We start from the raw sequence: 25963 nt of genomic DNA, 5'->3' as shown, positions 1-25963 counted from the left end.
TCATGATTAATAACAAATTATTAATGTACTGTTATACTGTGTTCTGTATGATATCGTTTCAGAAAATAGTTGTTTTATTTTATATTGCATAGCATAATAATAAATAACTAAATAAAGGAGTCTTATATATGGCAAAACAACAGTTACAAAGAGAACTAAGTAATCGTCACATTCAGCTCATTGCAATCGGGGGTGCAATCGGAACTGGATTATTCTTAGGTGCTGGTCAAACAATTGCATTAACTGGCCCGTCTATTTTACTTACGTATATCATAATTGGTTTTATGTTATTTATGTTTATGCGTGGCTTGGGAGAAATATTAATTACTAATACTAATTTTAAATCCTTTGCAGATGTTACCAACCATTACATAGGTCCATTTGCTGGCTTTGTTACTGGCTGGACATACTGGTTATGTTGGATCATTACTGGTATGGCCGAAGTAACCGCAGTTGCAAAGTATGTTAGCTTTTGGTTTCCAAACATACCAAACTGGATGAGTGCTCTATTTTGCGTACTTGTCTTAATGTCACTTAATCTATTAAGTGCTAAATTATTTGGAGAATTAGAATTTTGGTTTTCTATAATAAAAATTGTTACAATCATTGCTTTAATCGTAGTGGGCGCTATTATGATTATCATGGCTTACAATACTCAGTTTGGGCAAGCATCTTTAACTAACTTGTACAATAATGGTATTTTCCCTAAAGGTATCAGTGGTTTTGTTATGTCATTCCAAATGGCACTATTCTCATTTGTAGGAATTGAACTTATTGGTGTAACCGCGGGCGAAACTAAAGATCCCACTAAAACATTACCAAAAGCAGTTAACAGTGTACCGACACGTATATTAATATTTTATGTTGGTGCTTTAGCAGTCATCATGTCAATTATTCCATGGAATCAAATCAATCCAGACGAAAGTCCTTTTGTAAGGCTCTTCGCACTAATTGGCATACCATTCGCAGCCGGTATTATAAACTTTGTAGTATTAACAGCAGCCGCATCATCTTGTAATAGTGGTATTTTTTCAAACAGCCGAATGCTCTTTGGATTATCGTCACAAAAACAAGCGCCACCGTTTTTCAATAAAACAAATAAAAACGGAGTGCCACATATAGCGATATTCGTTTCATGTGGATTACTAATGATTGCTGCTTTATTGAACTATATTATACCGAACGCAACACTTGTATTCACATATATTACCACTGTTTCTACGGTACTATTCATTGTAGTTTGGGCGTTAATTACAGTGGCTTATATAAACTATCACCGTAAAAATCCAGAATTACACAAAAATGCGTCATTTAAATTACCAGGTGGTAAATACATGGGATATGCTATATTAGTATTCTTTATATTAGTGTTTAGCTTACTATTCGTAAATACGGATACAAGAATTGCAGTATTTCTTACACCGATTTGGTTTATTATTTTAGGTTTAATGTATATGCGCTATAAACAAGTATCAAAATCACAACAATAAAAACCGATTATGACTGAGCAAATTTAAACTTTATTAAAATATTTTAAGAGAGTTGGACAGAAATCCAATTTTCTAATATAGCATTCGTAACCTGTCTTAGGTTAGAATGACTAAATGAATAAGAGTCTGGGACAAAAATAAATGTCTCAGACTCTTTATTTTTATTGCACATATTGATCTGTCGTTGATATTTAAATGAGTAATAGATTCAAACTATATTCATAGTAGTTTGTTATCAAAAAGAAAGCCTCGACATGACGTCGAGGCTTTCTACATATTATATTATGAATTAAATTATATTTTTAAAGTACGTTTGCATAACCTTCAAAGATTTTTCCTTGGTTTGCATCTACTGTAATGAGTACATCACTTTGAATTTCAGATGTAGCGTTCTCAACGCCTACTACGGTAGGAATACCTTTTTCTAATCCTATAATTGCACTTGGAGATGTAATGCCATTTTCTTCAGTAATGAGTCCGATTGCATTTTCAATATATGGTACAAGCGTCTCATCTACAGAACTTGTTACAATTATAGATTCTGATAAGTCTTTGCCTTCTAGTTCACTAGCATCTTTAACTACTAGTGTTTTACCTACTACAGAACTTCTACCAATACCTTGTCCTTTAGCTAGTTCATCACCAACTAAATGTAATTTCATCATATTCGTTGTACCTTTTTCACCAGTTGGTACACCAGCAGTAATAATAATTAGGTCACCATTTTGAACTCTTTCAGTTTCAACGGCTGTTGCTACTGCATTATTTAATAATGAATCAGTTGTTTTACGTCCTTCTTTAACGACTGGGAAAATACCCCATACTAAAGCACACTGACGCGCAGTTTCTGCATTAGGTGTAACTGCAATAATGTCAGATTGTGGACGATATTTAGAAATTGTACGGGCAGTTGAACCACTTTCAGTAGCAGCTACGATTGCTTTGACATTTAAGTTTAAAGCAGTATGAGCAACTGAAACACCAATAGCATTGACTAATGAAGTTTCAACTAATTTTGTACGGTCAGATAATAATTTTTTATAATCTTGTGCTGCTTCTGCTGATACAGCTATATTACGCATTGTTTTAACTGCTTCTTCAGGGTATTGACCTGCAGCTGTTTCACCAGAAAGCATAACCGCATCTGTACCATCATAAATTGCGTTCGCTACGTCACTTGCTTCTGCACGTGTCGCACGTGGATTACGTTGCATAGAGTCTAACATTTGTGTAGCAGTTATAACTGGTTTACCTAATTTATTACATTGTCTAATTAAATCTTTTTGCACCATTGGTACTGATTCAGGTGGAATTTCAACACCCATATCACCACGAGCAACCATTAAACCATCAGAAACTTCTAATATTTCTTTAATATTATCAATACCCTCTTGGTTTTCAATCTTAGGTATAATGCTGATATTTTTATTTTGCTTCGCTTCTAATAATTTACGAATATCTAATACATCACTTGGACGACGTACAAAGCTCGCTGCAATGAAATCAACGCCTTCACTAATTCCAAAGTTAATGTCGTCAGCATCTTTATCTGTAATACCAGGTAAGCTTACTTTGACACCAGGTAAGTTTACGCCTTTTTTGTTTTTTAATTCTCCAGTATTAAGTACATCACATAATACTTCACCGTTTGCTTTATCGATTGATTTAACTTGTAATTCAATTAAACCATCATCTAATAAAATATATGAACCTTCTTCAACATCATTGATTAAGTTTTCATACGTTACTGAGAATTTTTCAGGAGTACCTTCAACTTCAGTCATGCTTACGGTAACTTCAGAACCTTTTTCAAGTTCAATAAGCCCATCTTTCATGTTGTGTGTACGTATTTCTGGTCCTTTTGTATCAAGTAAAATTGCAACTGTTTTGCCTAATCTTTTAGAAACTTTACGAATTGAGTCAATTCTAGTTTTATGTTCAGCATGGTCACCATGCGAGAAGTTTAAGCGCGCGACATTCATTCCAGCCTTAATTAATTTTTCAAGCATTTCTTCAGATTCGGACGCAGGTCCAATAGTACAAACAATTTTAGTTTTTCTCATTATTATTTCCTCCCAGTATTTTAAATAGATAATTCGTTCGTTAGCGCATAAGTTTCAAAATCAAACTCATGTTCATGTGATCTAAATATCTCTTCAAAAGGTGTATCAGTTAATTCATTATTACGAATTCCAACACCAATAGCAGATTTTCCATCTAACAGTAAATCAACTGCATGTCCGCCTAATCGTGATGCAAGCACTCTATCTGCACCACTTGGGCTACCACCACGTTGAATGTGGCCTAGCACTGACACACGTGCATCAACATTGATATATTTAGTCAATTCTTCTGCACATACTTCACCTGACATGCAACCTTCTGCGACCATCACGATCGAGTGTTTTTTGCCACGTTTGATTCCATTATCAATCTTTTCTGCTATATCTTTGATGTCTGTCTCAACCTCTGGAACAATAATAGTTTCAGCACCAACGGACAAACCAGCCCAAAGCGCTAAATCACCACAATCGCGTCCCATAACTTCAATGATGAAAGTTCTTGCATGACTAGATGCTGTATCACGAATTTTATCTACACATTCAATTATAGTATTTAATGCCGTATCAAATCCAATTGTAAAGTCCGAACCATTGATATCATTATCAATCGTACCTGGTATTCCAATCGTCTGTATTTCAGGACATTCTTCACTTATACGCTGTGCACCTCTGTAGCTACCATCTCCACCAATAACTACAAGCCCCTCAATGCCTCTCTTACGTAGATTTTCTATACCTTTTTTACGGACTTCTGCTTCTTTAAATTCTGGACATCTTGCAGAATATAAAAATGTTCCACCTCGTTGAATTGTGTCACCTACTGAACCGAGTTCAAGTTTCTCGATATCATCGTTTAATAATCCTTGATAGCCTTGATAAACACCATAGACTTCAATATTATTGTAAATCGCTTTTCTAACCACAGCTCTTACCGCTGCATTCATGCCTGGAGAATCTCCACCACTTGTCAACACTGCAATTTTTTTCATGACGACATACCTTTCTAACATGTATTTCTTACTCTAAAAATACCATAAAATCTAAGCTGTTGCCATTAAAATAGGGCTTCGTGACAAATGTAAACGTTTTAAATATAAGTATTCGATAATTGTACATATAGTAAGCGTTTCCTTATAAGTTCCTAAAATTACTTGAATACTTATGTACTATTTACCTTAATTCGAATTATCGTAAACAAATCATAAATCTATAGCAATTGCTTCATTTTGTAAAAATAACAAAAAAGCTTAGACAATAGAAATTATTATCTTAGCTTTCAACATATTTAACACGAATATCAAAAACATCAGACACTTTATTCTGTATACGAACCTATTGTTCTAAATTTTTGATATCTATCTTCAACTAATTCTTCTTGCGTTAATTGGTTCAATTCTGATAAATGCGATTCAAATGTGCGTTTGATACTTTGTGCTTGTGTTTCGACATCATGATGTGCGCCACCTAAAGGTTCTTTGATAACTTCATCCGCTATATTTAATTCATATAAATCTTCGGCAGTAATCTTCATTGTTTCTGCCGCGATTTTAGCTAGATTACTATCTTTCCAAAGTAAAGCGGATGCACCTTCTGGAGAAATAACAGAATATGTACTGTTTTCTAACATTAGGATGCGATTGGTAATGCCTAAACCTAGTGCACCACCACTTCCTCCTTCGCCGATAACAATAGAGATGACTGGTACAGTTAGCGAAGCCATTTCAACTAAGTTTCTGGCTATTGATTCACTTTGACCTCGTTCTTCTGCCGCTTTACCCGGATATGCACCTTTTGTATCAATAAATGAAAAAATCGGTCTATTGAATTTTTCAGCTTGTTTCATCAATCTAAGTGCTTTTCTATAACCTTCTGGATGCGCCATTCCAAAATTGCGATATATGTTATCTTTTGTATCTTTACCACGTTGTTGACCCACTATTGTAACTGCTTGTCCATTAAGATAGCCGATACCACCAATCATAGCTGGATCATCTCTATAATTTCTATCCCCATGTAATTCGATGAATGAATCAAATATGTGCGGGATATAGTCTAAAGATGTTGGTCTTTCTTGTAAACGCGCTAATTGCACACGATCCCATGGTTTCATATTGGTATATACTTTTTCGGTTTCTCTTGCTAATGAAGCTTCCAACATGTCAATTTCTTCTTGTAAATCTACATCATTTTTTTCTTGAGATTCTTTCAAAGATTCAATTTTATTTTTTATTTCAAAAAGCGGCTTTTCAAAATCAAGCATTTGTTTTCACCTCTTGGTGCATTTTTAGAATATTAGATAATGTCGCTTTCATTTCTTTTCTATGTACGACTTTATCTAATTGTCCGTGTTCTAATAAAAACTCTGCAGTTTGGAAATCATCTGGTAATTTTTCATTTATAGTTTGTTCAATGACACGTCTACCTGCAAAACCAATTAATGCTTTTGGTTCACTTATGTTGATATCACCAACCGAAGCAAAACTAGCAGAAACGCCTCCAGTTGTAGGATTTGTTATATACGAGATATATAATAATCCAGCATCTGCATGTCTTTTTAAAGACACACTTGTTTTACCCATTTGCATTAAAGAGATAATACCTTCCTGCATTCTTGCACCACCACTTGCTGAAAACAATATGAATGGCAATCTATTTTCAGTACAGTGTTCAATGATTCTACAAATTTTTTCACCTAATACAGAGCCCATGCTTCCCATTCTAAATCGCGCATCCATAACTGCCACACCAAATGTCATACCATCTAATTGTGCTGTGCCAGTCACTACAGCTTCATTCAAACCAGTTTTTTGTTGGTCTTTTTGAATTTTTTCTTCATAGCTTGGGAAGTCCAATGGATTAGCAGAGGTCATTCCTTTATCAAATTCCGTAAATGTCCCTTCATCTGATATAGCTTCTATACGATTGTGTGCAGTTAACGCAATATGATGATCACAATTAAAGCAAACATTCAAATTTTCTGCTAGTTCTTTTGTATACATAATTTTTTTACACTTAGGACATTTAGTCATAATACCTGCTGGTACATCACTTTGTTTTGAATCAGATACTGTTACATACTTTTTCTTTTTACTGCTTCTATTGAAAAAATCTTTAAACATTGGTAAACCTCCACTTAACCATCGCTTAGTTACTCACTACCAATTCGGTTTTTGTAATCAGCGTTAATGAATATTATTTATCTAAGTCTGTTAATTTCATTGTTTTATTATATATCTCTTCTGGATCTACATCTACTCTTGCTACACCAGATTCCATCGCTGCTTTAGCTACTTCTCGAGCAACAGATGGTGCAACACGTTTATCAAACGGACCTGGAATACAATAGTCCGGATTTAACTCTTCTGGTTTGATTAAATCAGCAATAGCCTCAACAGCTGCTTGCTTCATTTCTTCATTGATATGTGTTGCTTCAACGTCTAATGCCCCTCTAAATATGCCTGGGAATGCTAAGACATTATTAATTTGGTTTGGAAAATCTGAACGTCCTGTACCGATGACTTTAGCACCTGCAGCTTTCGCTACATCCGGTTTTATTTCAGGATTTGGATTAGCCATTGCAAAAATAATTGGATCGTCAGCCATTGATTCAACCATTTCTTTAGACAATAAATCTGCCACAGAAACCCCAATAAATACATCGGCATCTTCAATCACATCATTCAAACTGCCCTCTATTTTGTCTCTATTCGTCCATTTAGCTACATAAGCTTTCGTGTCATTCATACCAAACGAACGTCCCTCATAAATTGCGCCTTTTGAATCACACATAATCATATTTCTTACACCATAAGAATAAAGTAATTTAATAATCGCAATACCAGCGGCACCAGCGCCATTCAATACGACTTTAATGTCCGATAAGTCTTTATCTACGATTCTCAATGCATTGATCATACCTGCAACTGTTACAATGGCAGTACCATGTTGATCATCATGAAACACAGGGATTTTAGTTTCCTTTTTTAATCTTTCTTCAATTTCAAAGCAACGAGGTGCTGAAATATCTTCAAGATTAATACCACCATAATTGGGTTCAAGTAATTTTACAGTATTAATGATTTCTTCGGTATCCGTCGTATTCAGTGCAATTGGCACACCATCTATACCGGAAAAACTTTTAAACAACACTGCTTTACCTTCCATAACCGGTATACTTGCCTCAGCCCCTATGTTTCCAAGTCCTAATACCGCAGTACCATCAGTAACAACAGCGACGGTATTGCTTTTCATTGTATATTCAAATACTTTACGAGGGTCCTCATGTATTTCTTTACAAGGTTCAGCTACACCTGGCGAGTATGCCAAGCTCAATTCTTCTTTATTAGTCACCTTTACTTTAGGTGAAACCTCTAATTTCCCTTGATTTTTTCTATGCATTTCTAATGCTTCGTCTCTTAATGTCATGTAATCCACCCCTTACATCCAATTAGTTTAAAATAACATTCATATACATTTTTATTACAATCTAACCCAAATTACAAATGATATCGTTAACAAATTGTTATTTTCATTCGCACGTTAATGTTTGTAATAAAAACATATAGATATATAAACTATTATATATTTTTTCACTCTTAATTTTTATAAAAATTAAAACTGATGGCAAGTTTATGCTTTACCATCAGTTAACTATACCATAGTTTATAGTGCGGTTAAAGTTAAATAATTCTAATATCTCGGGGTGATAAACGTTGGATTAATTTACTTAATATTTCATTATCTCGTGTTATGAAACCAATTGTTTCTATATTGTTTTGGCTTTCATCAAAATAGTTAACCGGAATTTGATTTTGCCCTTTATCGTTTGTTAATAATTGATCCAATTTAGATTCACTATCCCATTTTCGAACAACAACTTGTTGCGCTTCGTCAAATTTAGTTTGCTCAAAATGATCCATGGTATCCACTTGATTTAATATCAGTTGTTGTTTATTATTTCTATTCTCAAACTTACCTCTTACGACTAACATTTTAGAAGTATTTAAATCGATTTCATATTTTTTAAAGGTATCCGGGAATACGACACCATCCAAATTATTGATACCATCATTTAAAGTTACAAATGCCATATTTTGCCCATTTTTCGTTCTAATACGCTTAAATTGATCTATTTGAACAAAAATGGGTTTATTATCTTGTGCGTTAGCAAGCTTATAAATACCCAAATATTGCTTTTGTTCAAATGCTTTTTCTACTGGATGTGTAGATACATAAAACCCTAAATATTCTTTCTCATATTCACTTAACATATGATCTGGTAGCTCTTCTTTTTCTTCATAAGAAGCTTTAGGTGTGAGTACATCAAAAATAAAACCATCTTGTTCAATATCAGAGATATCATCCAGCACTTGATCTATAGCATTTAACAGCGTCGCTCTATTCTTGCCAAAAGTATCAAATGCCCCCACTAAGATAAGAGATTCAAGTAATTTTCTAGTTTTAATTCGTTTAGGTATCCGTCGCGTGAAATCAAAAAAGTCTTTATAGAAACCATTTGCTTTTCTTTCTTCTACAATTAATTTAACACTTTGATAACCTACACCTTTAATTGCACCAATAGATAGGTAGATACCTTTTTTTGTGGCCTTGTAGAACCAATGACTGTAATTAATATTAGGTGGTAATATATTAATTTTTTGATGTTTAGCCTCATCAATCATTTGCGCTGTTTTCTTTTCGCTTCCAATAGCATTACTTAAAATATTGGCATAAAAATAATTAGCATAATGTACCTTTAAATAACTCATAATGTATGCAATTTTTGAATAACTCACGGCATGCGCACGAGCAAAACCATAATCCGCAAATTTTAAAATCAAATCAAAAATCTGTTTACTTAAATTCTCGTCATACCCATTTTTCAAAGCACCATTCACGAAATGTTGCCTTTCACTTTCTAATACCGCTCTGTTCTTTTTACTCATTGCACGTCTTAAGATATCCGCTTCACCATAACTAAAATTGGCAAATTTACTCGCAATTTGCATTATTTGTTCCTGATAAATAATAACGCCATAGGTCGTTTTTAATATAGGTTCTAAATCTGGATGTAAATATTGCACCTTCTCTGGATGATGTCGTCTTGATATATAGGTCGGAATTTCTTCCATTGGCCCTGGTCTATAAAGTGATGTGACAGCGACTATATCTTCAAAGTGTTCAGGTTGTAATTTTTTTAATACATTTCTAATACCATCAGATTCTAATTGGAAGATACCTGTTGTATCCCCTTGTGACAACAAGTGAAATACGTTTTCGTCATCGAATGGAATTTGTTCTATATCCACATCTATATTCAAATCATGTTTCACTTGTTTTACTATTTGATGAATGATTGAGAGATTACGCAAACCTAAAAAGTCTATTTTTAATAAACCTATTCTTTCTGACTCAGTCATTGTCCATTGAGTCAATAGACCTGTATCACCGAGCGTTAATGGTGCATATTCATATAATGGATGATCATTAATAATAATACCTGCTGCATGAGTCGAAGTATGTCTAGGTAACCCTTCTAATTTCTTACAAATATCAAACCATCGTTCATGCCTATGATTACGATGAACAAACTGTTTAAATGGCTCCTGTGAATATGCGTCGTCTAATGTTATGCCAAGTTTATGTGGAATTAATTTAGAAATTTCATTTAGTGTGATTTCTTCGAACCCCATAATTCTCCCCACATCCCTAGCCACTGCCCTTGCAAGCAAATGACCAAAAGTCACAATACCAGCGACATGGGTTTCACCGTATTTCTCTTGAACATATTGGATGACTTTATCTCTATGTGTATCTTCAAAATCAATATCTATATCTGGCATTGTTACACGTTCAGGGTTTAAAAAACGTTCAAATAACAGATTATATTCAATAGGATCGATTGTTGTTATATTTAATAAATAACTTACAAGTGAACCTGCAGCTGATCCACGTCCTGGACCGACTAATACATCATTGTTCTTAGCGTACTGAATTAAATCACTTACGATTAAAAAGTAGTCTTCAAAACCCATTTTAGTGATAATTTGATATTCATGCTCTAAACGTGTTTGATAAAGTTCCTTTTTGTTTAGTGGTAAATTTAATTGCTGAAGATTATCTGCTAGTAATTGCCATAAAAAAGCATCCGATTGCTGTTGATTTGGTGTTTTATATTTTGGTAACAAAGATTGATGATAAATCATTTCCGCCTGACAAAGTGTTTCGAGTTGATTTGTTTGTTCCCAAACCGCATCATCGATTGACAAACCTTGTAATTCAACATTTGAATATAGATGTTCATTGTAATCCGTTTGTTCACTCACTAAATCTAATTTACTATTCTCCTTTATTGCGGCCATGGCAGAAAGCGTATCTGAATCTTGGGAATTTAAATAACGCGTGCTTTGTGCCCAAACTATTGGTAAGTCAAAAGTGACTTTACTCGTATGATTTACAAAGACGTGCGCATGTTCCGAAAAGTTTGAAATAATTGCTTCATGAGATTCAGTTACATTTTTAAAAATAATAACGAAATGACTTTCATATTTTTTTAACCATTCTATCGGTGTTTCCACTTTCTCTTTCATTTTAATTGCCGATGATAGTTTAAATAAATCTTTTAATCCTAAGTTATTTTGCGCCAATACGATTGTTTCAAGCTCTGACAAACCATCTGTAAGATTAATTGTCATACCAAAGATTGGATGAATATTTGCAGCAATACATGCGTCATAGAATTGCGGAAGTCCATACAAAACATTCGTATCAGTAATTGCGAGCGCTGTATAGCCTTCTTGTGCAGCCTTCGCAACAACATCCTTAATTCTAATACTTGAATTTAATAAATCATATGTCGTATGAATGTTTAAATGCGCAACCATTTGCAAATACCTCCCATCTTATTACAGTTTATTATTTAATGCTTCAGCGAGCGTTTCAAATTGAGCCCAATCTCTTACCGATACACCTGAAGCATTTGGATGACCGCCGCCACCAAAATCACTTGCAATGTCGTTGATAACAATACCTTTAGAACGAATGCGACATCTAATTTCTGTGCCCTCATCAACAGCAAACACCCAAATCTTCAACCCTTGTATATCAGCAATTGCATTTACAAATAATGAAGCTTGGTTCGCAGCAATGTCAAATTGTTCTAAAATTTCTTTAGTAATGGTAACTTTACAGAAACCTTTTTCATTTAAATCAAAATGTTGAAGCACATAACCTTGGAATGGTAACAATTTTGGATCCTTTTCACCCATTTTATTAAGTTCTTCATTATGATTAAAAGGAAATGTCAATAATTGACCCGCAACACCCATTGTATGTGATGTAGTGTTATTAAATAGGAATCTTCCTGTATCTCCCACAATGCCAAGATAAAGTACCCTCGCCACAGATGCATCAATGATGGGAATATCATTAAAATGACTGATGAAATCAAAAATAATTTCACTTGTTGAAGAAGCTTGATCGTTTACATAATTAATATCGCCATATTGATCAACTGCTGGATGATGATCAATTTTAACCAATAATCGTCCTTGATTAAATCTTTCATCACTAATACGTGGTGAATTAGCTGTGTCACAAACGATAACTAACGCTTCATTGTAAGTATCATCCGAGATTTCATCAAAAGTACCAATAAAATCTAATGACGGTTCTGTTTCGCCAACTGCAAATATCTTTTTATCCGGGAATTTGAGTTTCAAATAGTTCTTTAACCCTAATTGTGAGCCATATGCATCAGGGTCTGGTCTTACATGTCGATGTATAATAATTGTTTCTGAGTCATTAATTTCTTTCATGATTTCATTAAATTCTGTTGTCATCTTTATCTTCCTTTTTCGTTATATATTTATTAGTCTATCATTTGACAAATAATCATTGCTTTTGCTACGCGATGGCCGTCACTTGTCATTGTTACTTCTAGTTTTGAAAAATTGCGTCCTACATCTAACATATCATATTGTACATGTATTTCGGATTCTATTTGCACTGTTTTAATATACATAATATTTAAGATTTCTATCATAACTTCTAATTTCTTTAATTTTCTCATTTCATAACGTACTGTTTCTTCAATAATTGCTACAAATACTGATTTACTTAATGTTCCATATTGATTAGTTAATAATGGCGTGATTTGTACATGTATCCCATCATTTGAAATTGTAATATGTTTTGCAATTTGATCATTTATGGTTTCACCAACTTGTGGTTGTCTACTTAACAATTGCATCGCTGTTAACACATCTTTTCTAGTGATTACCCCTATGAGCTTTTTACTCGGAGTAGTCACCGGTAACAATTCAATGCCTTCCCAAATCATCATATGCGCACAGTTTGCCACAGTCGTTGACAATTGAACATTGATAGGTGATTTCGTCATAAATTGTGCAAGTGTGTCTTGGTTTTCCATTTTAATAATCTCTTTACTTGTTACAATACCTACTAATCTCCAATTTTCATCTATGACAGGAAATCTTGAATGTCCTGTCTCACGGGCTTTCGTTTTATAATCACTAAGACTCATATTATCAAATACAACCATGTCTTCAGTCACGGTTTTAACGATATCTTCTACAACCAAAATTTCTTTACGAATCATTTGGTTATACATCGCCCTGTTTATAATATTGGCAACTAAATATGTATCATAATTGGAAGATAGAATTGGTAATTCATGCTCATCAGCATATTGAATGATTTCTTCTGATGTATTAAATCCTCCAGTAATTAATACCGCACTTCCTCTTTTAAGCGCTGCTAGTTGTACATCCTTACGATTTCCCACTATTAATAATGTATGTGGACTAACATATTTTACGACATCTTCAATTTCCATTGCACCAATCGCAAATTTTGTAAGTGTTTTTATCAGACCATTTCTACCACCTAAGACTTGACCATCTATAATTTTCACAATTTCTGCAAAAGTTAGTTGTTCAATCTGTTCACGTGATTTCTTTTCTATTCGTACTGTGCCTACTCTATCTATTGTAGCTACCAATCCAATTTGCCCGGCATCCTTAATAGCCCTGTATGCCGTTCCTTCAGATACACTTAAATCTTTTGCAATCTTTCTAACAGATATCTTTTGTCCAACTGCTAGAGATTCTATATATGATAAAATTTGTTCATGCTTTGTCATTTCAATAACCTCGTTTGTTTTGACAGTTTCTATGACATTATAACTTTTTATAACTAAAATTGCGATGTAACAAAACAAATTATCTTACGATTCCTAAAATCACAGTTTTTGTTCCATTAAATAATATAAAATTTTCTTTTTAGTAAATTAATATGTTAAATAGACAAATTTAATTGGCTTTATGAATAAAATTTTATTAAAATGAAGATAAGGAGGGATGAACAATGTTCAAAAATATTTTACTTGGTGTTGATACAACACTTAAAAATGAGAAAGCACTTGAAGAGGTTTCTAAACTTTCAGGTGAAGGTACTACAGTTACAATATTAAATGCAATTAGCGAGCAAGATGCACAAGCATCCATCAAATCTGGTGTTCATTTAGATAAGCTCGTACAAAAACGTAGTGAAGGTTTAGAAAGTACACGCAATAGCTTAGACGAGTATGGTATTAAATACGATGAAATTATTGTGCGCGGGAATGCGAAAGAACAATTGGTTAAAGAGGCTAATAGTGGAAAATATGAAATTGTTGTCCTCAGTAACCGAAAGGCTGAAGATAAAAAAAAATTTGTCTTAGGTAGTGTCAGTCATAAAGTTGCTAAAAGAGCTCACATCCCAGTATTAATCGTAAAATAATAAAACGCCTGAAGGACTTTAAAGTGCTTCAGGCGTTTTATTATATATTTAAATACACAGTTTATAAAGGGATTAGAATGAAACGTCTTCACCCGGTTTTAATATTTGTACTTCCCCTACAGATACTGCTTTTTTAAACTTATTTGGATCTTGTTCAATAAGTTCAAAAGTATCGTAGTGTATTGGAACTGAAATTTTCGGTTTAATAAACGAATTAATTGCATAGCTTGCATCATCGATTCCCATAGTGAAATTGTCACCAATCGGAATAAAGCATACATCCACTGGATGACGATCTGCAATTAATTTCATATCGCTGAATAATCCTGTGTCACCAGTGTGATAAATCGTCTTACCTTCAATTTCTAAAATAAGACCCATTGGCATACCTAGGTATACTGGGACACCATTTTCATCAGTTAAACTTGAACTATGGAATGCTTGTACAAATTTCACATTACCAAAATCAAATTCTGCTTTCCCTCCAATATTCATTGGTCTAACATTTTCCACATTATGATAAGTAGTGAGATAATCACCTAATTCTGCTGAACCAATCACAGTAGCATGATTTCTATTAGCTAATTCTATTGTATCTCCAAAATGATCTCCGTGACCATGTGTTAGTATAATATAATCAACTTTAAGTGTAGATGCATCTAAATCAGATTGTCCATTGCCTGTAATAAACGGATCTACAATAACCTTTTTACCATTTGCTTCAAAATAAATTGTTGATTGACCATGAAATGAAAGTTTCATTAATTAATTCCTCCCGTAAATATGTTTAGTCTTTATATACCACAAATCCCTCACGCTATAACACGGTAATTTAATTTACTGAGTGTTTTTCTTCTTAAATTTAAAAATTTTCCTATGATATTGTTTTATTATCATATTTAACTTTTGAATTCCTTCATCAAGTAACATAAAATTAAATATGATTAACTATTTAGGAGGATGAATTAAAATGAAATTAGAACAGATTACCGAAGAATTAAAATCCCAACAGGCAGATGCTGCTTGGATAACAACACCTTTAAATATTTTTTATTTCACTGGTTATTTAAGTGATCCTCATGAACGTTTACTTGCATTACTAATTAAATCAAATGGTGAACAAGTATTGTTTTGCCCGCAATTAGAAGTTGAAGAAGTTTGCGCCTCTCCATTTAATGGTGAAGTTATCGGTTATTTAGACACAGAAAATGCTTTAGATAAATACGATATTAAATTCAATAAATTACTTGTTGAATCAGCACATTTAACATTACAACGTCAACGTGAACTTATTGACGCTTTTGGTGTACAAAGCTTTGGGGATATTGATCAAACAATCAAAACATTACGTAATATTAAAAGTGACTCGGAAATCGAAAAAATTAAAAAAGCTTGTGAACTTGCCGATAAATGTATCGAAATTGGTGTGAGTTTCTTAAAAGAAGGTGTCACTGAACGTCAAGTTGTCAATCATATTGAATATGAAATTAAAGCATATGGTGTAAATGAAATGAGTTTCGACACTATGGTATTATTTGGAGACCATGCTGCTTCCCCTCATGGCACACCAGGAGACCGCCAATTGAAAAAAGACGAGTTTGTCTTATTTGATTTAGGGGTTATTTATGAAAATTACTGCAGTGATATGACTAGAACGGTTAAATTTGGTACACCTGATGCTAAAGCACAAGAAATTTACGATGTTGTATTAAAAGCAGAAAAAGAAGCTATAGCAGCTATTAAACCTGGTGTAACGATTAAAGATGTAGATGATATTGCACGTAACATCATTACTGAAGCGGGTTATGGCGAATACTTTCCTCATCGCCTAGGACATGGCTTAGGCTTAGAAGAACATGAATATCAAGACGTTTCAAGTACAAATACAAATGAATTTAAAGCAGGCATGGTTATAACTGTTGAACCCGGTATTTATGTACCAGGTGTAGCTGGTGTAAGAATTGAGGATGACATCTTAGTTACTGAAAATGGTAATGAAAGTTTAACTGGTTACGAAAAATGATAAAAGAGGCCGTAGTAGAAACAATTCAGCAAGTTGAGCAAGCTGTTGCCAATGGTGCTAATCGAATTGAACTTTGCGATAATTTAAGTGTGGGTGGTACTACACCTAGTTTCGGCATGGTAGAAATTGCAACAGAAATATGCAAAGCTAACCACGTTGAGATTGCTGTTATGATTCGTCCACGTGGTGGTCATTTTGTTTATAACTTGTATGATTTCGAAATCATGCAACGTGACATAAAATCACTGAAACAATTAAATGTAGATTATTTTGTCTTTGGTTGTTTAACTGAGGACTCAACTTTAAACGAATGGCAAATGAAGACCTTGAAAAATTTGGCCTCACCTACTCCAGTTGTATGTCATATGGCATTTGATGAAATTTACCTAGAAGGACAAATTAAGGCTTTACACCAATTAATTGATATAGGGTTTACACGTTTATTAACACATGGCGGACCGAGCGATACAAATCTGTTCGATAACTTAAATCAATTAGGTAAACTTGTAGTAAATTCAGACGGTCACATCGAAATCATGCCTGGCGGCGGTCTGAATAAAGACAATCTTCCTGAACTTCTTGAAGCCTTTCCGTTCCAAGAAGTCCACGGTACTAAAATCGTTTAAATACTTCCCATATTTTCTTAATGACATTATCATTTTGACATAGCAAAATAAAAAACTGGCAAGTCTTTTTGAGTTAAATACTCTAAGACTTGCCAGTTTTTTATTTAATAATTCATTACTTATATTATTTAAGTGCACTTTCGATATCTGTATAAGATAGGTTCAATGCTTCCGCTACGCCTTTGTTCGTCAACTCGCCATTAATTGTATTAAGTCCTAATGACAATGCATGGTTATCTTGTACAGCCTTTAAATAGCCTTTACTTGCTAGTTGTTGGGCATATGGTAACGTTGCATTATTTAGAGCAATTGTAGATGTGCGTGGCACTGCACCAGGCATATTCGCAACAGCATAGTGTACGACGCCATGTTTTTTATATGTTGGGTCATCATGTGTGGAAATTCGATCCGTTGTTTCAAAAATACCACCTTGGTCAATTGCAATATCAACGATAACGGCTCCATCTCTCATTTCTTTGACCATATCTTCAGTTACAAGATTTGGTGCCTTAGCGCCTGGAATTAATACAGCACCAATAACTAAATCGCTATCTTTCACACTTTGTTCTATATTTAAAGGGTTAGACATGATTGTGTGAACACGTCCATCAAACAAATCTTCTAATTCTTGTAAACGTTTAGGATTAACATCTAAAATTGTAACATCAGCACCTAAACCAAGTGCAATTTTAGCAGCATTTGTTCCAGCTTGACCACCGCCAATGATAGACACGCGACCTTTTGATACGCCAGGTACACCACCAAGTAAAATGCCCATGCCACCTTTATATTTTTGTAAAAATTCAGCACCAATTTGTGCAGACATACGACCTGCAACCTCACTCATTGGTGTTAATAATGGTAATGTACGATCAGGCAATTGGACCGTTTCGTAAGCAATACCAACTACTTTATTTTCTAGTAAAGCTCGAGTTAATTTTTCTTCATTCGCTAGATGTAAATAAGTAAATAGAATTAGACCTTCTTTGAAATATTGAAACTCTTCTTCTAATGGTTCTTTCACTTTCATAACCATATCTACGTTCCATACTTCAGCTTGTTCGTTAACGATGCTTGCACCAGCTTCAGTATAGTCTACATCTTCAAAATACGAACCTAAGCCTGCAGATTTTTCAACAATGACAGTATGACCTTGTTCTACCAATGCATGTACACCACTTGGTGACAAACTCACTCTATTTTCATTGTTTTTAATCTCTTTCGGAATACCTATAATCATTTCATCCACCTCCAAATTTATAGTAACGCGTATTTTATGAAAGCGCAATCAAAGTTTAGAGTACTTTTACAACATCTAAATTATGTTAATATTCTGTAAACGGTGGTATAATATAAGTAAGAAAAATAAGGAGGTAATTACGATGCTAACTTATAAAAATATTTTAATAGCCGTCGATGGATCACATGAAGCTGAATGGGCCTTTAACAAAGCAGTGGATGTGGCAAAACGTAATGATGCAAAATTAACAGTGGTGAATGTCATTGATTCAAGAACATATTCTTCATATGAAGTGTATGATGCTCAATTTACTGAGAAGTCAAAAAATTTCTCAGACGATTTATTAAAAGGTTATAAAGAAGTTGCTACAAATGCTGGTGTGAAAAACGTTGAAACACGTTTAGAATTTGGTTCACCAAAAGCTATTATACCTAAAAAGCTAGCAACAGATGTAGATGCTGACTTAATTATGTGCGGTACTTCAGGGTTAAATGCCGTCGAAAGATTTATCGTTGGTTCAGTATCTGAAGCAATTGTTCGCCATTCTCCATGTGATGTGTTAGTGGTTCGTACAGAAGAACTTCCTGAAGATTTCCAACCTCAAGTTGCCACTGATGAGTTTAGATCTCAATATCAAGCTCACTAAATAGTTTTTAATTTATAGGGCTGATTGAACAAGATAATTACGAAAAGAGCTTGAGACATTAATAGATGTCTCAGGCTTTTTTCAATTAAACAGTAGCTGTAAAGCCCCTCTCCTCATTTTAAATTTCAAAAAACTTCATTTCACTCACTACTTTACAATATAGTCATTGAAATTTTAATTTCATTTCACACCCTTCCTTTATACTTAATTTAATACTTTTAAATTAAGGAGCATGTAAATATGAAAATGATTTATAAATCATTCGCAATAAGTTTATTAGCATTAACTACTTTGAGTCACACATATAATAATCAAGTTAGTGCAAAGGCTAAAGTATCCGAACACGCAACACAATCCGTAGATGACCTTAGATTTATAGGTAGTCAAACTGTGCCATATAACACTCAATTCGATCATACAAAAGTTGGCGGTATTTCTGGAATTACCTATCAACCAACAACTCATCGTTGGTTATTAATAAGTGATGATCGTTCAGAACAAAATCCTTCTAGATGCTACGAAGCAAAACTAAACTATAACCAAAATCATTTTAATAAAATTAAGCTACAATCTATGCACTTACTAAAACAGCCGAATGGTTCAAACTATACTAACAAGAACCATTACAAAGACAATCCACAAGATATCGTTGCTGATCCAGAATCTATTCGCTTCGACCCTTTATACAAACAAATCATGTATACAAGTGAAGGTGATCGTAGTTTAGGCCTAAATCCTTTTATCCGTTTAGCTTCGTTACAGGGCGACTTTATTACAGAAATACCTATAAGCCACACACAAAAAATGGATCAACATGCAAAACATGGTTTCCGTAATAATCTCGCATTAGAAGGAAGTACATTTTCAGCAGATGGGCATTCTATTTGGACAGCAACAGAAGCGCCTTTAATACAAGATGGTAAATCCCCTACACCTACAACAGAGGGATTATCTCGCATCACACAATATGATAGACAAGGACGCTTATTAAACGAATATGCATATCGTTTAGATGCTATACCGAAATCACCTGGTAAGGGTAAGGAAGCTGAAAATGGCGTTTCTGAATTATTAGCAATTAACAATCATGAATTTTTAACTTTGGAACGCGCAAGTGTGCAATCTTCTGATAATTCATATCACAATTATGTACGCATTTATAAAATAAATACCGACCAAGCTACAGATATTAAAAATCAAGAGTCATTAAAGCAAACTAAGATTCACCCTGTAAAAAAAGAACTCATCGCTGATTTAAATAAAGAAGATATTGGTCACATAGATAATATCGAAGGTATTACATTTGGTAAACAATTACCAAATGAACACGACAGTATTGTTATAGTTGCTGACAATAATTTTAATAAGGCTCAAAAGCAACAATTTATGGCGTTTGAAGTTATTCCAAAATAACAAAAAAGGCATTTTCCGATTTTGGAAAATGCCTTTACTTATTTAAATATAATTTATTTAAAATCACCAAAATTGATAACGTCACGCGCAATCATAACTTCTTCATTTGTTGGAATAACGATAACTTTAACTGGTGAGTGTGGGTAGTTAATAAATGCTTCTTCACCATGAATGCTTTCATTTTTCTTAGCATCCCAATATACTCCCATAAATTCTAATCCTTCTAACACTTTAGCTCTTACAACATCAGAATTTTCACCAACGCCTGCTGTAAATACGATAACATCTACACCATGCATACGTGTCGCATAAGAACCGATATATTTGTGAATACGTGAAGCGAAGACATCGAGTGCTAATTGAGCTCTATCTTTGCCCTCTTCAGCTTCTCCTTGAATATCTCTTAAATCACTAGATGTACCAGAAATACCAAGTAATCCTGATTCCTTATTCAACGTATTTAAGACTTCTTCAGCATTCTTACCTGTTTTTTCCATGATAAACGGAATTAATGCAGGGTCAATGTTACCTGAACGTGTTCCCATTGTCACACCAGCTAAAGGTGTGAAGCCCATGGATGTATCTACAGATTTTCCACCATCGATAGCAGCTATAGAGGCACCATTACCAATATGACAAGAAATAAGACGTAATTCTTCAATTGGTTTACCTAAAATATCTGCTGCACGTTGAGAGACATATTTATGGCTCGTACCGTGGAAACCATATTTACGAATACCATAATCTTTATAATATTGATAAGGTAAACTATACAAGAACGATTTTTCAGGCATTGTTTGATGGAATGATGTATCAAACAATGCGACATGTGGAATTTCCGGTAATAATTTACGGAAAGCGCGGATACCCATTAAGTTAGCTGGGTTGTGTAAAGGTGCTAATTCACTTAAACTTTCAATTTGCTTTTCTACTTCATCAGTTATGTAAACTGACTCTGGGAATAATTCGCCACCATGTACAACTCGGTGTCCAGTACCATTAATGTCATAAATACTATCAATGACACCATGTTTTTTGAAACTATCTAACATGATATTAACTGCTTCTTCGTGATCAGCAATATCATTTGTTTCTTTAATTTTATCCTCATTTACTTCAATAGTGAATACTGAATCTTTTAATCCAATACGTTCAACAAGTCCCTTAGTTACAATTTTTTCTTCCGGCATTTCAATAAGTTGAAATTTCAAAGATGAACTACCAGCATTTATAGCCAAAATCAATTTTGACATAAGCATAATGCCTCCATTTTCAAATAAGTTTTATATCCATTACCATTTAATCATTAATACAGTATGAATTCAAGAATATTACAGTTTAATTTTCAGGATGATTTTCTTGCATCCATGCATTTAAATCTTGTAAAAATGCTTGGAACTGTTGTGGGCTCTTGAAATCTGGTATATTTGCTAATAAAACTTCGACTGGTTTCGTCACATTCGTTTCTTTTTTCTGTAATACAAGGATAGATTTACGTGCTTTTTCATTTTTAAATAAGGTTGATGGTAAATTTAAGAATGCTTGCATTTCTGTCTCTGTAGCAATGAAATTTTGCAACTGTTTCACATTTTCACCTTCAAAAATATTGCTTGGAACAACTAAAAATGCATAACCAGATGCTTTCATAGCTGTAATAGCTTGCTCTATCAATAAGAAATGAGAATAACTGTGCCCTTCATCGAAACCAAGTGCCATTTCTTTACTTCTATCATCAACAGGATAGTATCCAATTGGTAAATCCCCGATTACAACGTCTGCGTCTTCGAAAGGTAAAGGCATAATTGCATCTTGAGGATAAACATCAAACGGTATTTCTAAAAAGTTAGCCAAATGGACACTTACTCTAGAAAGTACTGGATCTACTTCTACTAAGTGATGCATTAAAGTGTGATCTGAAAGCACCTCGTGTACCGAAGCACTTAAATGTCCAGCACCACTAGCAATATCTGCAATGTGCATTGACTCGTTATTTTTTAAGAATCGTTCAGCTAAAAAGCCTAAAATTAAGCCAATAGAATCTGGTGTAATTTGATGATTTGCTTGTATATCTTCTTTTTGCATTAGACTTAGATATGCAAACTGGAATGCTTTCCTTCTATCTTGCAATGTAGCTTGTTCTAATAACTCTCTCTTATTTGTATAAATATGCTCCATAGCAAGACCTAAATTTTCGATAAAACTTTGTCCGTTTCCATCATTTAAATCCTTTGCTTTTTCATCTAATGTTTTGAATAACTGCTCCATTACTGTTTCTTCTTGTGTCATTTAATAGTCCTTTCTAAAAAAACTGCCCATAATTTAATTGAAATCAAGCCAGTTTATACTAACTTATTTTACCAAATAATTATGGACAGTAATTTTTATAATGTCAATGATACTGTTTGCTTGTGCAACAATATATTTAACTTATTATATATATTGCAAAACGTAATTAAATATTACGATATGCTTCTAATGCTGATTCAAAGTCTGGGAAATCTGTACCTTCAGAAACAATCTCTGAATATACGACTTTATTATTTTTATCTAATACAAAAACGGAACGTGCAAGTAAACGTAATTCTTCCATTACGACACCATAGTTTTTACCAAAAGATAAGTCTTTATGGTCACTTAATGTAATCACGTTATCTAATCCGTTCGATGCACACCATCTTTTTTGTGCGAATGGTAAATCAACTGAAACAGTTAATACAACGCCATCTTCTTGTGAAGCTTCTTCGTTAAATTTACGCGTTTGTTGATCGCAAACACCTGTATCTATAGATGGTACAACACTAATTAATTTCTTTTGACCATCATAAGTTGATAAGTTTACTTCATTTAAATCATTATCTAGCAAAGTGAATTCTGGAGCTGTTTCACCTGTTTTCACTTGCGAACCTAATAAAGTAATTGGTTCTTGTTTGAATGTAATTTGCGCCATTAGAACGCCTCCTAAATTATAAATGTGTACTTCAATTATTATAACGCTTTAGAATTATGAATGATACTATTCTACCTGTAATAAGTGTTAATCTACTTTAAATAAAACAATTTTTCAAATTTATTTTTTATGACCACCGTATCTGCGAAATAATCATGTATACCTCTATGCTTTTTAGTAAAAATTGTCACTAAATAAGGCAAGTTTGCAAATACACCGCTAATAATACGTCCAATCCATTCTCTAAACAGTACATCTGTCCACGTTAGCTGTTGTCTGTCCATGCGCTCTACTCTGATATTGCAAATCATTTTACCAAGTGTTTGTTTAAAATATTTTGTCATTAATACAAAATACAAATAAAATACTAATGCATCCAACAGATGACCCACACTAAAATAATCAATCCATAGTTTTACTGAATCTAAATTTGTGAAATGATAAATCGGTTTTAAGATCAAACTATGTACTCCGAAAATGATTAACAAATCTATTATGAAAGCACAAAATCTAATACCAAAACCAGCATATAAAGCTTTTAACATTTGTTCATGATACAGTGCATCTGTATCTATTTTTTGTGCACTATCTTTTGTATATTCTGAAACACTGTCTTGTATGTTTTCCATAATTTCACCTAACCTTCGTAAAGATACATAGGTTCAGTTTTAGTATCATTTGTAATGATTGATTTCACATCTTTGATTTCATTTGTAAACTGAGAAATGCTTGATTTCACATTATACATTGATGAGAACCAACCACCGTCTGTGCTATATTCAAACACTTCTGCGTCCTTAGCATTAATATCTTTTTTCAATGCTTTGACAGTTTGATCTTCGTAACCAATTTCGTCAATCAGACCATTACTTTTCGCTTGTTGCGCGCTATAAATTCGACCATCTGCCAGCTTTCTAACTTTACTTTCTGGCATATCTCGACCGTCTTTTACAATATTAACAAATCTATTGAAGCTATCATCTAAAACAGATTGTAAGATATCTCTTTCTTCGCTTGTCATTTCTCTTGAACTGCTTAAAATATCTTTATGTTCACCTGATTTGATTACGTTTTGTTTGATACCTAAATTCTTTTGTAATCCTGAGTAATCGATACTAGACATAATCACTCCGATTGAACCAGTCATTGTTTGTGGACCTGCATAAATCTTATCTGCAGGTGCTGAAATATAATATCCACCTGACGCAGCCATGCTATCCATATGGACATAAATCTTTTTATGTTTTTGTTTAATTTCTTTTATCTTTTCATAAATTTCATCACTTGGATATGTACCACCACCGGGTGTATTGACCGTTAACAGCACACCTTTTATAGAATCATCTTTTTTCACATTATCCAACTGTTTTAAAAATGCTTCATGGTTATATCCTTCACCACCGAACAGGCCACCACCAGTACCTTCAGTAATTTCACCATTTAATGTTAGATGAGCGATACGTTTGCTGGAATTACCTTCTTTTTCTACTTTCTCTGTAAAAGGATTCGTATCAGATGTAGTTGATTCACTAAATAAAGATGAAACAACAGCTGAAATAGAACTCATTATTATACCACCTAGAACGATCACAACTGCAAGTATTAAGGCGATAATACGCTTTTTCGACATTCATCGTCACTCCCATATATTTTCTATTGATTCCTTCTTCATTTAAACACAATTAAATCCTAAATGTATACCTTAAATAAGATTAATAATGAGAGCATAGTAAGAAATCAATCCATTTTGATTTCTTACTATGCTCTCAACAATTCATCATTTACTTTAGACCATACTGTTTCTTATTGATAAACACTTTCTGTTAAAATCCAATCACGAGTTTGACTCAAAACTACTACAAAAATGAGACTTATGTATTTATAACAGATTTTATATACTGTACTAATTGATAGCTATATGATTTGAATTAAATAATCATAAGCATTTTTCAAGATTAATATTGCAGTCACGACTATAAATAATACTTTGACGTAGCCCACACCTTTTTTTATAGCAAACATAGCACCTACATAAGAACCACATATCATACTTACAGCCATAATCAAGCCATAAAAATAATCCACTTGGCCTAAGCATATAAATAAGAGGAGTGCACCTAAATTGGAGGCAAAGTTTAACACTTTCGCATTACCTGCCGCGCCTAAAAAATCAAAACCAAACATTAGTAAAATAAAGAGCATAAAAGAACCCGTTCCGCCACCTAAAAAGCCATCATAAAAGCCTATTAAACACATGAGTAAAGCAAATAGTATTGCTTTCCCAAAAGTTAATTTGGTAAAAGTACGGACGTTACCCCAATCTTTTTTCATAATCGTGTAAATCATCACAATGGTTAATATGACAATAACAACTGGTTTTAAGAGCTCTGAAGGTAAGAATGTGGCGATACTGGCGCCACCAATAGCGAATACAAATACAAATGGAAATAATTTACCAACAATTTTCAAATCCACATTGCCAGAACGCAAAAAGCGAAATGCACTTGTCAAAGAACCGAATGCACTTGCTAATTTATTTGTTCCTAATGCTGTGGATGGCGGCATACCAACTGCAAGCAATGCAGGTATTGATATTAAACCACCACCGCCTACAACTGCATCAATAAATGCAGCCAAAAATCCAAGAAGAATAATGATGATTACAATTGAAACATCCCACTCTAACATTTAACCAACCCCTTTATTTATTAAAAA

The 25963-nt window shown here is 33.6% G+C and carries 22 protein-coding genes; 6 read left to right on the top strand and 16 right to left on the bottom strand.

Going from position 1 to position 25963, the window contains the following annotated elements; translation table 11 throughout:
• Window positions 1-128: 128 nt before the first annotated feature.
• Entirely contained in the window at window positions 129-1490 is a 1362-nt protein-coding gene (locus ACP7BT_RS00835; RefSeq protein WP_002483049.1) for an amino acid permease, read from the top strand.
• Between the two features lie 302 nt (window positions 1491-1792).
• Here ACP7BT_RS00835 and pyk read toward each other — a convergent pair whose 3' ends face one another.
• The 8 genes from pyk to ACP7BT_RS00795 all read right to left on the bottom strand — a co-directional run bounded on the left by pyk (window position 1793) and on the right by ACP7BT_RS00795 (window position 13715).
• Window positions 1793-3553 (bottom strand): pyruvate kinase, encoded by a 1761-nt coding sequence (gene pyk, locus ACP7BT_RS00830; protein WP_426303711.1) that lies wholly within the window; start codon window positions 3551-3553, stop codon window positions 1793-1795.
• Between the two features lie 20 nt (window positions 3554-3573).
• Entirely contained in the window at window positions 3574-4542 is a 969-nt protein-coding gene (pfkA, locus tag ACP7BT_RS00825) for a 6-phosphofructokinase (protein ID WP_037538353.1), read from the bottom strand.
• Between the two features lie 326 nt (window positions 4543-4868).
• Entirely contained in the window at window positions 4869-5813 is a 945-nt protein-coding gene (locus ACP7BT_RS00820; protein WP_037538295.1) for an acetyl-CoA carboxylase carboxyltransferase subunit alpha, read from the bottom strand.
• Window positions 5806-6672 carry an acetyl-CoA carboxylase, carboxyltransferase subunit beta gene (accD, locus tag ACP7BT_RS00815; protein ID WP_011302908.1) on the bottom strand — a complete coding sequence of 289 codons (867 nt, stop codon included), beginning with the start codon at window positions 6670-6672 and terminating at the stop codon, window positions 5806-5808. Before accD ends, ACP7BT_RS00820 begins: the two co-directional genes overlap by 8 nt.
• A gap of 73 nt (window positions 6673-6745) precedes the next feature.
• Window positions 6746-7978: an NAD(P)-dependent malic enzyme gene (locus ACP7BT_RS00810; protein WP_002483044.1), complete on the bottom strand. Its 1233-nt coding sequence runs from the start codon at window positions 7976-7978 to the stop codon at window positions 6746-6748.
• 254 nt (window positions 7979-8232) lie between these two features.
• Window positions 8233-11436 (bottom strand): DNA polymerase III subunit alpha, encoded by a 3204-nt coding sequence (locus ACP7BT_RS00805; RefSeq protein ID WP_041079997.1) that lies wholly within the window; start codon window positions 11434-11436, stop codon window positions 8233-8235.
• Window positions 11437-11457: 21 nt separating this feature from the next.
• A complete protein-coding gene (locus tag ACP7BT_RS00800; RefSeq protein WP_002483042.1) occupies window positions 11458-12393 on the bottom strand; it encodes a DHH family phosphoesterase in 936 nt (311 codons plus the stop codon).
• 29 nt (window positions 12394-12422) lie between these two features.
• Window positions 12423-13715, bottom strand: coding sequence for a DRTGG domain-containing protein (locus ACP7BT_RS00795; protein ID WP_002483041.1), 1293 nt, complete (start codon window positions 13713-13715; stop codon window positions 12423-12425).
• 224 nt (window positions 13716-13939) lie between these two features.
• Here ACP7BT_RS00795 and ACP7BT_RS00790 point away from each other — a divergent pair, with 224 nt between their 5' ends.
• Window positions 13940-14353, top strand: a complete 414-nt coding sequence (locus tag ACP7BT_RS00790; protein ID WP_002483040.1) for a universal stress protein — start codon at window positions 13940-13942, stop codon at window positions 14351-14353.
• Between the two features lie 72 nt (window positions 14354-14425).
• On the opposite strand, the gene ACP7BT_RS00785 is transcribed toward ACP7BT_RS00790, so the two are convergent.
• Complete coding sequence (locus tag ACP7BT_RS00785; protein ID WP_041079998.1) at window positions 14426-15115, bottom strand: metal-dependent hydrolase; 690 nt, start codon at window positions 15113-15115, stop codon at window positions 14426-14428.
• A 208-nt stretch (window positions 15116-15323) separates the two neighbouring features.
• Here ACP7BT_RS00785 and ACP7BT_RS00780 point away from each other — a divergent pair, with 208 nt between their 5' ends.
• The gene (locus ACP7BT_RS00780; RefSeq protein WP_041080000.1) at window positions 15324-16376 is read left to right on the top strand and encodes a M24 family metallopeptidase; all 1053 of its coding nucleotides are present in this window, start codon (window positions 15324-15326) and stop codon (window positions 16374-16376) included.
• Entirely contained in the window at window positions 16373-17002 is a 630-nt protein-coding gene (locus ACP7BT_RS00775; protein ID WP_041080001.1) for a copper homeostasis protein CutC, read from the top strand. Before ACP7BT_RS00780 ends, ACP7BT_RS00775 begins: the two co-directional genes overlap by 4 nt.
• 124 nt (window positions 17003-17126) lie before the next feature.
• On the opposite strand, the gene ald is transcribed toward ACP7BT_RS00775, so the two are convergent.
• Complete coding sequence (gene ald / locus ACP7BT_RS00770) at window positions 17127-18242, bottom strand: alanine dehydrogenase (protein WP_041080003.1); 1116 nt, start codon at window positions 18240-18242, stop codon at window positions 17127-17129.
• Window positions 18243-18384: 142 nt separating this feature from the next.
• Here ald and ACP7BT_RS00765 point away from each other — a divergent pair, with 142 nt between their 5' ends.
• Both ACP7BT_RS00765 and ACP7BT_RS00760 read left to right on the top strand, forming a co-directional pair.
• Window positions 18385-18888: a universal stress protein gene (locus tag ACP7BT_RS00765; RefSeq protein WP_002483035.1), complete on the top strand. Its 504-nt coding sequence runs from the start codon at window positions 18385-18387 to the stop codon at window positions 18886-18888.
• Between the two features lie 240 nt (window positions 18889-19128).
• Entirely contained in the window at window positions 19129-20301 is a 1173-nt protein-coding gene (locus tag ACP7BT_RS00760) for an esterase-like activity of phytase family protein (RefSeq protein ID WP_069822057.1), read from the top strand.
• A gap of 53 nt (window positions 20302-20354) precedes the next feature.
• Here ACP7BT_RS00760 and ACP7BT_RS00755 read toward each other — a convergent pair whose 3' ends face one another.
• The 6 genes from ACP7BT_RS00755 to ACP7BT_RS00730 all read right to left on the bottom strand — a co-directional run bounded on the left by ACP7BT_RS00755 (window position 20355) and on the right by ACP7BT_RS00730 (window position 25936).
• Window positions 20355-21554, bottom strand: coding sequence for an acetate kinase (locus ACP7BT_RS00755; protein ID WP_069822058.1), 1200 nt, complete (start codon window positions 21552-21554; stop codon window positions 20355-20357).
• 85 nt (window positions 21555-21639) lie between these two features.
• Window positions 21640-22587, bottom strand: coding sequence for a class I SAM-dependent methyltransferase (locus tag ACP7BT_RS00750; protein WP_041080007.1), 948 nt, complete (start codon window positions 22585-22587; stop codon window positions 21640-21642).
• Window positions 22588-22753: 166 nt separating this feature from the next.
• Complete coding sequence (tpx, locus tag ACP7BT_RS00745) at window positions 22754-23248, bottom strand: thiol peroxidase (RefSeq protein ID WP_002483031.1); 495 nt, start codon at window positions 23246-23248, stop codon at window positions 22754-22756.
• A 92-nt stretch (window positions 23249-23340) separates the two neighbouring features.
• Window positions 23341-23877, bottom strand: a complete 537-nt coding sequence (locus tag ACP7BT_RS00740; protein WP_041080009.1) for an RDD family protein — start codon at window positions 23875-23877, stop codon at window positions 23341-23343.
• 8 nt (window positions 23878-23885) lie between these two features.
• Window positions 23886-24878: a signal peptide peptidase SppA gene (sppA, locus tag ACP7BT_RS00735; RefSeq protein ID WP_011302894.1), complete on the bottom strand. Its 993-nt coding sequence runs from the start codon at window positions 24876-24878 to the stop codon at window positions 23886-23888.
• Between the two features lie 284 nt (window positions 24879-25162).
• The gene (locus tag ACP7BT_RS00730) at window positions 25163-25936 is read right to left on the bottom strand and encodes a sulfite exporter TauE/SafE family protein (protein ID WP_011302893.1); all 774 of its coding nucleotides are present in this window, start codon (window positions 25934-25936) and stop codon (window positions 25163-25165) included.
• Window positions 25937-25963: the final 27 nt, after the last annotated feature.

Source organism: Staphylococcus sp. Y174-1 (assembly GCF_049897865.1).
Lineage (GTDB): Bacteria > Bacillota > Bacilli > Staphylococcales > Staphylococcaceae > Staphylococcus > Staphylococcus saprophyticus.
Note: the sequence above shows the minus strand (reverse complement) of the source record. Positions and strands in the feature narration are given on the sequence as shown.

Bases quoted from the DNA above. Each gene is read 5' to 3' on its own strand.
- ACP7BT_RS00800 (WP_002483042.1), bottom strand. From the start codon at position 12,393: ATGACAACAGAATTTAATGAAATCATGAAAGAAATTAATGACTCAGAA.
- ACP7BT_RS00810 (WP_002483044.1), bottom strand. From the start codon at position 7,978: ATGACATTAAGAGACGAAGCATTAGAAATGCATAGAAAAAATCAAGGG.
- ACP7BT_RS00760 (WP_069822057.1), top strand. From the start codon at position 19,129: ATGAAAATGATTTATAAATCATTCGCAATAAGTTTATTAGCATTAACT.
- ACP7BT_RS00785 (WP_041079998.1), bottom strand. From the start codon at position 15,115: ATGAAACTTTCATTTCATGGTCAATCAACAATTTATTTTGAAGCAAAT.
- tpx (WP_002483031.1), bottom strand. From the start codon at position 23,248: ATGGCGCAAATTACATTCAAACAAGAACCAATTACTTTATTAGGTTCG.
- pyk (WP_426303711.1), bottom strand. From the start codon at position 3,553: ATGAGAAAAACTAAAATTGTTTGTACTATTGGACCTGCGTCCGAATCT.
- ACP7BT_RS00835 (WP_002483049.1), top strand. From the start codon at position 129: ATGGCAAAACAACAGTTACAAAGAGAACTAAGTAATCGTCACATTCAG.
- ACP7BT_RS00755 (WP_069822058.1), bottom strand. From the start codon at position 21,554: ATGTCAAAATTGATTTTGGCTATAAATGCTGGTAGTTCATCTTTGAAA.
- ACP7BT_RS00750 (WP_041080007.1), bottom strand. From the start codon at position 22,587: ATGACACAAGAAGAAACAGTAATGGAGCAGTTATTCAAAACATTAGAT.
- ACP7BT_RS00780 (WP_041080000.1), top strand. From the start codon at position 15,324: ATGAAATTAGAACAGATTACCGAAGAATTAAAATCCCAACAGGCAGAT.
- ACP7BT_RS00795 (WP_002483041.1), bottom strand. From the start codon at position 13,715: ATGACAAAGCATGAACAAATTTTATCATATATAGAATCTCTAGCAGTT.
- ACP7BT_RS00805 (WP_041079997.1), bottom strand. From the start codon at position 11,436: ATGGTTGCGCATTTAAACATTCATACGACATATGATTTATTAAATTCA.
- pfkA (WP_037538353.1), bottom strand. From the start codon at position 4,542: ATGAAAAAAATTGCAGTGTTGACAAGTGGTGGAGATTCTCCAGGCATG.
- ACP7BT_RS00730 (WP_011302893.1), bottom strand. From the start codon at position 25,936: ATGTTAGAGTGGGATGTTTCAATTGTAATCATCATTATTCTTCTTGGA.
- ACP7BT_RS00740 (WP_041080009.1), bottom strand. From the start codon at position 23,877: ATGGAAAACATACAAGACAGTGTTTCAGAATATACAAAAGATAGTGCA.
- ald (WP_041080003.1), bottom strand. From the start codon at position 18,242: ATGATTATAGGTATTCCGAAAGAGATTAAAAACAATGAAAATAGAGTG.
- sppA (WP_011302894.1), bottom strand. From the start codon at position 24,878: ATGTCGAAAAAGCGTATTATCGCCTTAATACTTGCAGTTGTGATCGTT.
- ACP7BT_RS00820 (WP_037538295.1), bottom strand. From the start codon at position 5,813: ATGCTTGATTTTGAAAAGCCGCTTTTTGAAATAAAAAATAAAATTGAA.
- ACP7BT_RS00765 (WP_002483035.1), top strand. From the start codon at position 18,385: ATGCTAACTTATAAAAATATTTTAATAGCCGTCGATGGATCACATGAA.
- ACP7BT_RS00790 (WP_002483040.1), top strand. From the start codon at position 13,940: ATGTTCAAAAATATTTTACTTGGTGTTGATACAACACTTAAAAATGAG.
- ACP7BT_RS00775 (WP_041080001.1), top strand. From the start codon at position 16,373: ATGATAAAAGAGGCCGTAGTAGAAACAATTCAGCAAGTTGAGCAAGCT.
- accD (WP_011302908.1), bottom strand. From the start codon at position 6,672: ATGTTTAAAGATTTTTTCAATAGAAGCAGTAAAAAGAAAAAGTATGTA.